Here is a 5740-nt window from a genome sequence, read left to right on the forward strand (position 1 = left end):
GCACCGGGCGGGGACGGGGGCTTGTGGAGGTGCCTGGCGGCGTGTGGGCAGCGGATACACCCGGAGGGCGTACCGGGCGTCGTAGTCCGTCACCGCGAACATGAACGCACCGCCTGCGGCGAGAGTGCGTAGTGCGTGCTCGTAAGCCTGGTCGCTCTCGGCCCACGCGCGGAGTTCGGCATCAGGGCGTGGAACGTCTGGCCATGTGGTGATGAGCGGCGCATCCCGGAGGAACACGGCCCCCGGATCCAGGGACAGCCGCCGGGCGAGGTGGACTGCCTGGGCGCGTAGCCAGCGGGCGGCGAGACGTGGGGACCGGCCGCGGTAGGTCGCGAGCAGAACCTCGCGGGTGCCGCCGAGGCCATGGGCCGTCGCCTCACAGCGGAAGGCGATGGGTGACCGCATCGGGGGACGTGCAGAGGCCGGTGGAGCGAGCATCAGCACGGCTGGGCTCACCGCTCATGCTCCCGAGCCGATTCCCGCGCCTTGATGAGCTGGCCGAGCTGGCTGTAGTACAGCTCTACCTGCGCCGGGGTGAGCACGAGCATCGTCTCGCAGGCACCGCCGTCCTCGTAGTGCACGGTGACAGGCAGCGCGGCCTGCTGTGCGCGGTGGTCGTAGACAGCGTCCCGCTTCATAGGCGTGACGTGCGTGACCGGTACGGGCACCGGGCGCAAGGACTTTCCGTCGGACCTGGCCCGCCAGTCCTCACCACCGCCGGGCGGGCGCAGTTGGTACGACGCGGAGCCGTCGCTCGGCAGGGCGACGCACACTCCGATCTCTCCGCCCTTGGCGAGGTCGAGAGCGAGGTCGCCGAGGCGAGGATGAAACGGGGCGCCAGGGACTAACTCGGCGCCCCGTGCCGGGAGTTGCTTCGAGGTCTGTTCGGCCATACCTCGAAGCTATGAAGATCTCCAGGACCCAATATGAACCGCAGGAATACGACCCTCATCCGTCGAGGCGGAAGCGGTCTGACATGCGGCGCAGCTTCTCGCGGGTGCTCGCGCGCTCGGCGTACACGACGCTTCGCAAGGTTGACCGGGCAATGGGGTGATTGCGGACGAGCTGGGGGGCGATGCGCTCGGCCTTCTCCAGTTCCTTCAGCGCCTTGTCGCGGTTCCCATCCCACAGCCAAGCGCGAGCCAGGTCCATGTGGTGATGCCCTTGACGGGAGTTGGGCAGCGCCCCGACCAGTTCCTTACTCGTGCGCCGGTTTATCGACAGGGCTTCGCGCTGCTCATGCATCTCCAGAGCGACGCTGATCGCGTGGATCTGCACGTTGCCCGGCGAGAAGGTCAGGCTGTGGCGGTCGTAGACCGGAGGGCCGACGGCCTCTGTCATCCGCTTGGCTGCACTCCGCGCATGCTTGATCCGGTCCTTCGCTTCGGCCTTGCGACCGCTTCGTGCAGCCGAGACTGCCGCGCGCAGTTGCAGTGTCCCCCAAGCCCGCACGGCCAGTGGCTCACCCCGGTCGTAGTCCTGCTGCACGCTGCGAATCGCCTTGTCCGACAGGGCAATGGAGTCATCCCAATCCGCCGTGGCCCACATGTCCCAGACACGCATCCAGTCGGCGACGGCAGGCATAACAGGATCGCCGGACAGCCGGGCAGACCAAGCGGCCCGCTCACACGCCATGGCGATCAGCTCAGGGTGTCCAAGGGCGTGCGCGGCGGTGTGGGCGAACTTGCAACACACGGCGTAGATGGCGAACGCTTCTTCCCGCTCGTGCCCCGTGGAGACTTCGGCGAGGGCGCGTGCCTCACGGAACAGGTCGGGGAGAACTTCCATGATCGCCACGCTGGAGGCAGCGTCACGCAGGCGGTGAAGGCGAGTGGTTTCCTGCCAGAGCTGGCGCGCGGGTCGGGGCGTGCCGTCGAAGACGGGGGTGAGGTCGTAGCGGCGTAGCTCGCGCATGATGGCTGCGGCGGAGACCTGCCACTGATTCTCCGCCGGGGAGCTGTTGTACGGCCGCCCGATCAGGTCGTTCGGGTGTACGTGCAACTCCGAGGCAAGCAGGTTGAGCAGGCCGACGCGGTCCAGCTCGATGTGTCCGCGTTCCATCTTGGAGACCCACCCCTGGGTCTTGCCCAGGGCGGCAGCGAGATCAGCTTGCGTCAAGCCGAGGCGGAGCCGTGCGCGACGTGCGCGACGGCCGATCTCTTCAGCTTCTTCCAGCATCAGCGCGCCCCCCCATGGGTGAGGCGCCGGCGGTCCAGCGGGCGGCGAGGCATCGTGCTCCATCCGTCGAGGCTTCTACTTTGACGGTACCCAGGCCGCGGTCCGCGTGTGCAGTGCTACGGGTCAGGAGTGCTGGGCCGCGGGTGGTGGGCCAACTCAATCGTGGATTCGGAATGATTTCGGCAGGTTCGAGCCCGCAACCTTCTGATCCGCAAGGGGGTGCACCAGCCTCACTGACCGCTCGCCTGTTGTCGTCCGTTCGCTCAACCATAGGTCGCGGATGTGCCGCGATAGCAGGATCTTTCGAGGGGGGGTGAGGCCGGTATCGGATCTCTTCAGCTTCCGTTTGACACCGCAGGTCAGGTGGCCGACGCTTGCAGTAGCGGGGTCGGCCGGGTGCCGCAGGCGGAGCCGCTTCTTCGTTGGGCGTCAGCAACGCGTGCGCGTACCGCGTGGCGAGGTCGCACAGCATTTACGGGCCGCCTGAATACGCAAACAACCTGCGTAGTTCGACAGAGGCCCCTCACCTTGCAAACAAAGCACACGCAAGTAGATGCGTTGAGGCCATTAAATTCTCTGGCGGCACTCTCTAATTTTGAGACCGGTGTTATCTAGCTGGACAATCAACCGCGCGGGGCGTTGATCCTTGGTTGGTGCTGGTTGTGTTTCTCCGGGGGTAATTGTGACGCAGCAGCAAGATTCTGATTCCGATAAGATCATCGCCGGGATGGTCGCTTCTACTGCGGCGATGGCGGTAGCTCCAGGCGTCAATACCGTAGCCTTCATTGGCGCTATGGGCGCTGGGGTTGTGTCCATTGGCACTGTCTACGGATACACGCTCACCAAGGATGAAGGCTGGAAGCTTGGCAAGCAGTTCCTTCAGGGTGCTGGCATAGCAGTCGGGTCAGCGTTCGGGGGAGCGAAAGTTCTGACAATGCTCATGGCCACCACGGGAATTGGATACGGGACGGCAGTGGCGCTTGACGCTGGCATCAATGGTCTCGCGGCGTACGTAATCGGCAAGGCGGCGAAGGAGTACTTCAAACATGATCGAAACCTGAAGCTGGCGCAGCAAAAGGCAGCGGAAGCCGCGCAGGAGAAAACGAAGAGGAAATAAGAGGTTCTCGTGACTGATGCATGGGATGCGTTCCTCGACGCGCTCACAGATGCTGGGGTGTCCAATCCTGTAGATGCGCTTTCCGCATTGGCGGGTAGTGGGGTCGATCTCGATGCGCTGACACCCGCTCAGGTCGCAGAGATCATCAGCGAGCTGAACGGTGATTCGCAATCAAGTGACGCCGGGCACGACGTGCGCTTCGGAAAGGGCGGATATCACGGCACGTACAACGGGATTCCTAACTGCTGGTTCAGCAGCGACGGTAAAGTTTACGCGGCAGATGGGACTTGTGTAGGCGCCGCCTGAAAACGGAGCGGGTGCGTGCCAATGAGCGAACTGCAGAGGCGGGTGGCTCGGCTTCGGTACCGCCCAAGGCTTGAGCTCCCCGCCGACAGCAGCGACGTCCACCTTCAGGGTCTCCCTGAACCAGAGGGAATTCCTGCTAGTGTCCGGACTTTGAAGTCTTGTTCGGTCAAGGCACTTTGACATAGTCCAGTGCAGGACGTTGAGCCATAACTGGGACTAGTCAACTACCAACTGAAAGCGGTGAGGGTTCTATAGAGCCTTGCCGTGCGCGATCATAATCTGCTCGGCCGCAAAGCGCATCAGAGGGATTTCCCGCAACAATTCCTCATCGTGTGCGAATGGAGCATACTTTGGAAGTTCTCCTTCCTTGGCGTGAACCAGGGCGTTTCTCACCTTGTAAATTCGCTTTGCTGCGGCACCCCGCACCTTATCTTCATCAGTCATCCGCAGATTGACTTTGCTCGCACCAGCAATTGCAGCGTCACTGTTTGCGTAGTAGTCGACCAAACTGCTGTCGTACGCTTCGAGATCACAAATAAGCCGAGGTACGGCAACAAACCGATTGAGTACCAGTTGCAGAGCCCGCTGCTCATTCACGCCGCCTTCATCTTTCACTTGGCGCTGAGCCTTATCAACGATACGGATGATTGCTTGGATATCCTTGGCTCGGCGGGCCGAGAAAGAGGGATCCGTAATGCCGGCGCGCACTTGTTTTACCAGGTCATCATGGAAGACCTGGCCGAAGAAGTGTTCGGCGATGTGATAGTAGGCAAGATATTCCAGTAGAGGGATTTCTGCGGCAACGCCCATGAGGTAGTGGTGTACGAGATCCGCTTCATACGTCTGCCTGGGCGCATCAAATGAGCTTCCCTGATTTCGCTGCAAGCGTTGGATACTCCGACGTTTGAACATTGGATCCAGGCCAACTCTTGCTGCTGCGTCAGTATTGTAAGCGGCATGAAAAAGGAATGCGTTGACGAGGGCTTCGAAATCGGACCGATCCTTCTCGCAACTCACGCGCAAGGTTGTGGAAAAAAGGGCTACTGCAGCGACATCGAACAGAGAGTCGCCAGTCAGTAGGTCAACTAGCCTGCCATCAGCTCCATCCTTGATAATGTTCCTCACTCGATGTCTGAGAGTAATCCAGCGCGGAGCTTTTCGGATTTCTGGATGCTGTGCAGCTGTGCTCAGAAGATAGGCCGTGAACTCGGGAGAGGGCCTTCCAATGCTGTAGGTGACGGGATTCTCGCCTTGTCCAGTGAACTGCTTCTCCTCGAAGAGTCTTTCGAATGCGCCGCCATCATTCAGCGAGAGGAGTGAGAACTCCGCCTCTCGTAGCCATTGAACTGAACTGTCCGTTCTCACCTTGGCTTGACTTAGTCGGATTAGAACGGAATCGATTTCCTCATGAGTTACGCGATCGATGGTGCGCCCCCCGGAAAGAGGTGCAGGGGTCGGTAGGATGAATGCCCCATCCTGACTCTCCCCTCCCTGAAAGACCCACTTGAGCCCTTCCAGGACGGTCTCTCTGCGCAGAACAGGTAGTGAACTCACACCTAACCTCCTTGCGTCCCCTGTGATTTTGCCAGGTTTCCACGTTCGTCGGGCATATTTGCTGTCTCTCATCTGCCCGAGGAAAGTGGCCCAGTACTCCCTGGCCCCGCAGGTGGTGCGCACGCCAGGCCTTCATAGTTGTTTTGAACGCAATGCTAACGACACCGACGGCCCAGACGGACCGTACAGGCGGCCCAATCCTACGGATTAGAAGGTCGTATTCCACGAGCATGAGTGTGGCCACGCTCCAGCAGATCCCAGCTCTCTGTAGGCGTGGGCACAGCACTGGGTGTGTAACGTGTCGGCGTGGGACCCGCGACCGGATGCTGATCGCGGGCGGCGGCCGTGACGGCCGGAACCACGGCCAGTGGACCCCGTCTGGACCATGCTCCCCGCTTCGGCCTTGCGGCCGGTACGCTGTATCCGCTCCGTTCCAGGTGGACGGGGCCAAGGTGGGTTGCCCGAGCGGCCTAAGGGAACGGTCTTGAAAACCGTCGTGGCAGCGATGTCACCGTGGGTTCAAATCCCACACCCACCGCAGCGTAACGGCCCCTGACCAGGTAGATCGGTCAGGGGCCGTTACGC

6 protein-coding genes and 1 tRNA gene are annotated in these 5740 nt (G+C 61.7%); 3 read left to right on the forward strand and 4 right to left on the reverse strand.

The window, feature by feature from the left end; translation table 11 throughout:
- The 3 genes from FNH08_RS42950 to FNH08_RS42960 all read right to left on the reverse strand — a co-directional run.
- Nucleotides 1-405: hypothetical protein (locus FNH08_RS42950; protein WP_228034719.1), on the reverse strand; the 405-nt coding region annotated here is incomplete at its 3' end.
- A gap of 47 nt (nucleotides 406-452) precedes the next feature.
- Nucleotides 453-893 carry a hypothetical protein gene (locus FNH08_RS51265; protein ID WP_194238822.1) on the reverse strand — a complete coding sequence of 147 codons (441 nt, stop codon included), beginning with the start codon at nucleotides 891-893 and terminating at the stop codon, nucleotides 453-455.
- A 55-nt stretch (nucleotides 894-948) separates the two neighbouring features.
- Nucleotides 949-2178, reverse strand: a complete 1230-nt coding sequence (locus FNH08_RS42960) for a helix-turn-helix domain-containing protein (RefSeq protein WP_152776937.1) — start codon at nucleotides 2176-2178, stop codon at nucleotides 949-951.
- A gap of 682 nt (nucleotides 2179-2860) precedes the next feature.
- On the opposite strand from FNH08_RS42960, the gene FNH08_RS42965 reads away from it, so the two are divergent.
- Nucleotides 2861-3295, forward strand: a complete 435-nt coding sequence (locus FNH08_RS42965; RefSeq protein WP_152776938.1) for a DUF697 domain-containing protein — start codon at nucleotides 2861-2863, stop codon at nucleotides 3293-3295.
- A gap of 9 nt (nucleotides 3296-3304) precedes the next feature.
- On the forward strand, nucleotides 3305-3601 hold the full coding sequence (locus FNH08_RS42970) for a hypothetical protein (protein WP_152776939.1): 297 nt from the start codon (nucleotides 3305-3307) through the stop codon (nucleotides 3599-3601).
- Between the two features lie 249 nt (nucleotides 3602-3850).
- Here the strand turns inward: FNH08_RS42970 and FNH08_RS42975 are convergent, their stop codons facing one another.
- Nucleotides 3851-5155, reverse strand: coding sequence for a hypothetical protein (locus FNH08_RS42975; protein ID WP_152776940.1), 1305 nt, complete (start codon nucleotides 5153-5155; stop codon nucleotides 3851-3853).
- Between the two features lie 451 nt (nucleotides 5156-5606).
- Here FNH08_RS42975 and FNH08_RS42980 point away from each other — a divergent pair.
- Nucleotides 5607-5693: transfer RNA gene (locus tag FNH08_RS42980), tRNA-Ser, on the forward strand.
- The last annotated feature ends 47 nt before the right edge of the window (nucleotides 5694-5740 follow it).

This window comes from Streptomyces spongiae (assembly GCF_009377185.1).
GTDB classification, from domain to species: Bacteria; Actinomycetota; Actinomycetes; order Streptomycetales; family Streptomycetaceae; genus Streptomyces; species Streptomyces spongiae.

What these genes read in the sequence shown, in the direction of transcription:
- FNH08_RS51265 (WP_194238822.1), bottom strand. Translation starts at nt 893, where the DNA reads ATGGCCGAACAGACCTCGAAGCAACTCCCGGCACGGGGCGCCGAGTTA.
- FNH08_RS42960 (WP_152776937.1), bottom strand. Translation starts at nt 2,178, where the DNA reads ATGCTGGAAGAAGCTGAAGAGATCGGCCGTCGCGCACGTCGCGCACGG.